2 protein-coding genes and 1 rRNA gene are annotated in these 2,632 nt (G+C 34.3%); all 3 read left to right on the top strand.

The window, feature by feature from the left end; all coding sequences use genetic code 11:
- Nucleotides 1-108, top strand: a 5S ribosomal RNA gene (gene rrf, locus AC1DMU_RS29410); the annotation flags it as partial.
- Nucleotides 109-350: 242 nt separating this feature from the next.
- The gene (locus tag AC1DMU_RS29405) at nucleotides 351-1,310 is read left to right on the top strand and encodes an alpha/beta hydrolase (protein WP_088061498.1); all 960 of its coding nucleotides are present in this window, start codon (nucleotides 351-353) and stop codon (nucleotides 1,308-1,310) included.
- Nucleotides 1,311-1,494: 184 nt separating this feature from the next.
- A complete protein-coding gene (locus tag AC1DMU_RS29400) occupies nucleotides 1,495-2,226 on the top strand; it encodes a DsbA family oxidoreductase (protein ID WP_215558986.1) in 732 nt (243 codons plus the stop codon).
- Nucleotides 2,227-2,632 lie beyond the last annotated feature (406 nt).

Here is a 2,632-nt window from a genome sequence, read left to right as displayed (position 1 = left end):
TGATGGCAGAGAGGTCACACCCGTTCCCATACCGAACACGGAAGTTAAGCTCTCTAGCGCCGATGGTAGTTGGGACCTTGTCCCTGTGAGAGTAGGACGTCGCCAAGCAACTTTAAGACGAGTCAGAATGACTCGTCTTTTTTGTGTTTTAAACTTCTTATCAGCTTCAAGTAAGTAATCCGTATTCTTTTGAGCCCCTCATATTCATTTTCTTTCATCATTTTTGATGTGTAGTTTAAGATTTTCTATTCTATTTTTTGTAGAAGCAATCTATCGGTGTGTTAAAATAGTACAGTTGTTTTTCGAGGTACTTTAATATAGGAAGATTTAAATTTTTTTAAGGAGATAATATGAAAAAGATAGGTGTAATTACTATAGTAGCTTTAGTCCTTCTAGCAATTACTTATATGTTAGTCGGGAATTATTTTTATAATTATGCGTTGAATGCGAAACAAGAGAAAGAGTTTTTAGAGGATAATCCTCACTTAGTAGAAACTGTGAATGCATCGGGAGGTGTGTTCGCTACAAATGAAGAAAAGGATGCGAACTTTGTATCAAATCATAAACCTAATACACGAAACATAAATTCTTTCGATAAGTTGAAATTAACAGGTTATGAATATATGAATGAACAATCTAGTCATAAATGGGCAATTGTAGTTCATGGATATGATAGTAGGGCATCGAAAATGACGAAATATATCCGGAACTTTTATGAACAAGGATATAACGTCATAGCGCCAGACCTTCGTGGGCATGGAAATAGTGAAGGTGATTATATAGGGATGGGCTGGCATGATCGTAAAGATATTTTGATTTGGATTCAACAAATTGTAAAGAAAGACCCTAATGCTGAAATAGCACTCTTTGGTGTTTCAATGGGGGGAGCAACTGTAATGATGACTTCAGGTGAAGAGTTACCTTCTAACGTTAAAGTTATTATTGAAGATTGTGGATACTCAACTGTTATTGATGAATTTACGTATCAACTAAAAGATTTATTCCATTTGCCAAAGTTTCCTGTTATGAATGCGGCAAATACAGTTACAAAATTAAGAGCTGGATATGATTTAGAAGAAGCTTCAGCTATAAAACAAGTGGCGAAAAGTAAAACACCTATGCTATTTATTCATGGGGATGCTGATACATTTGTTCCTTATGAAATGTTAGATGAAGTATATAATGCTGCAAAAGTAGAAAAAGAGAAATTAATTGTTCCAGGTGCTGGACATGGAGAAGCCGAGAAGGTAGATTCGAATAAATATTGGAATACCGTATGGAAGTTCGTGGGGAGATACATTCCAGCGTAATTAGATTGTTTTAGATTTGTATATACGATAATCAGAAGGAAATGTTTTTATACTTTTGATTATCGTTTTTTCTATTTAAAAACTTATTTTAGTTTGTAGTATATAAGGTTTGAAGCATAAATTTTTGAATTCCTTATTGCCAGTGCTACAATAATTGAAAACTACATGTTAATGAGGTGTTTCTATGAAAATTGAAGTATGGTCAGATTTTGTATGCCCATTTTGTTATATTGGGAAACGTAGATTAGAAATGGCTTTAGAGCAATTTCCGCATAAGAAGGATGTTGAAGTGGAGTTTAAAAGTTTTGAATTAGACCAAAATGCTCCAATCTATTCTGGAACAAGTATTAATGAAGTACTTGCATCAAAGTACGGGATTAGTATTGAAGAAGCTAAGCGTAATAATGTGCAACTGGGAAATCATGCAGCTAGTATGGGTTTAAGTTTTAATTTTGATGAGATGAAGCCGACGAACACTTTTGATGCGCATCGTCTAGCTAAATTTGCAAAGGGTCAAGGGAAAGAAAAAGAGATTACGGAAAATCTACTTTTTGCATATTTCACTGAATCGAGAAATTTAAGTGATGTGGATACGCTTGCTACTATTGCTGAAGCTTCAGGTTTAGATAAGCAAGAAGCTTTACGTGTTATTAATGATAAAGGTGCATATGCAAATGATGTTAGAATTGATGAAGCGATTGCTCAGCAATATCAAATTTCAGGAGTACCTTATTTTATTATTAATCAAAAGTATGCTATTTCAGGTGCACAACCACTCGAAACTTTTGTCGGTGCACTTCAACAAGTGTGGGAAGAAGAGAATCCTGCACCTAAGTTACAAGAGCTTTCTTCAGAGGGTGGAAGCGATATGTCTTGTACGGATGAAAGTTGTTCGATACCTTCAAAAGAACAATAGTTTTTATGAAGGAATAGCAACCCATAGAGTATTTTATGGGTTGCTTATCTATTCTTATAGAAGAGGTATATAAATACATAATTTAATAACGTAAATAGGATTTATAAAAAATGAAGTTTTTTTATAAAAACATATTGACGTTTGTATCTTAGAGGTGTAATATAGAACAAGTCGCCGATGCAATAACGCAGAACGCGGTAAACAAAATGAAAAACTTAGTTGACATTAACTAACGAAGATGTTAACATAAGGGAGTCGCAAATGAGCGACCAAGTAGTTCTTTGAAAACTGAACGAAACAAACAACGTGAAACGTCAATTTTTATTTTTAGATGCTAGACAAACTAACTTTATTGGAGAGTTTGATCCTGGCTCAGGATGAACGCTGGCGGCGTGCCTAATAAATA

This window comes from Bacillus sp. 01N45 (assembly GCF_056399205.1).
Note: the sequence above shows the minus strand (reverse complement) of the source record. Positions and strands in the feature narration are given on the sequence as shown.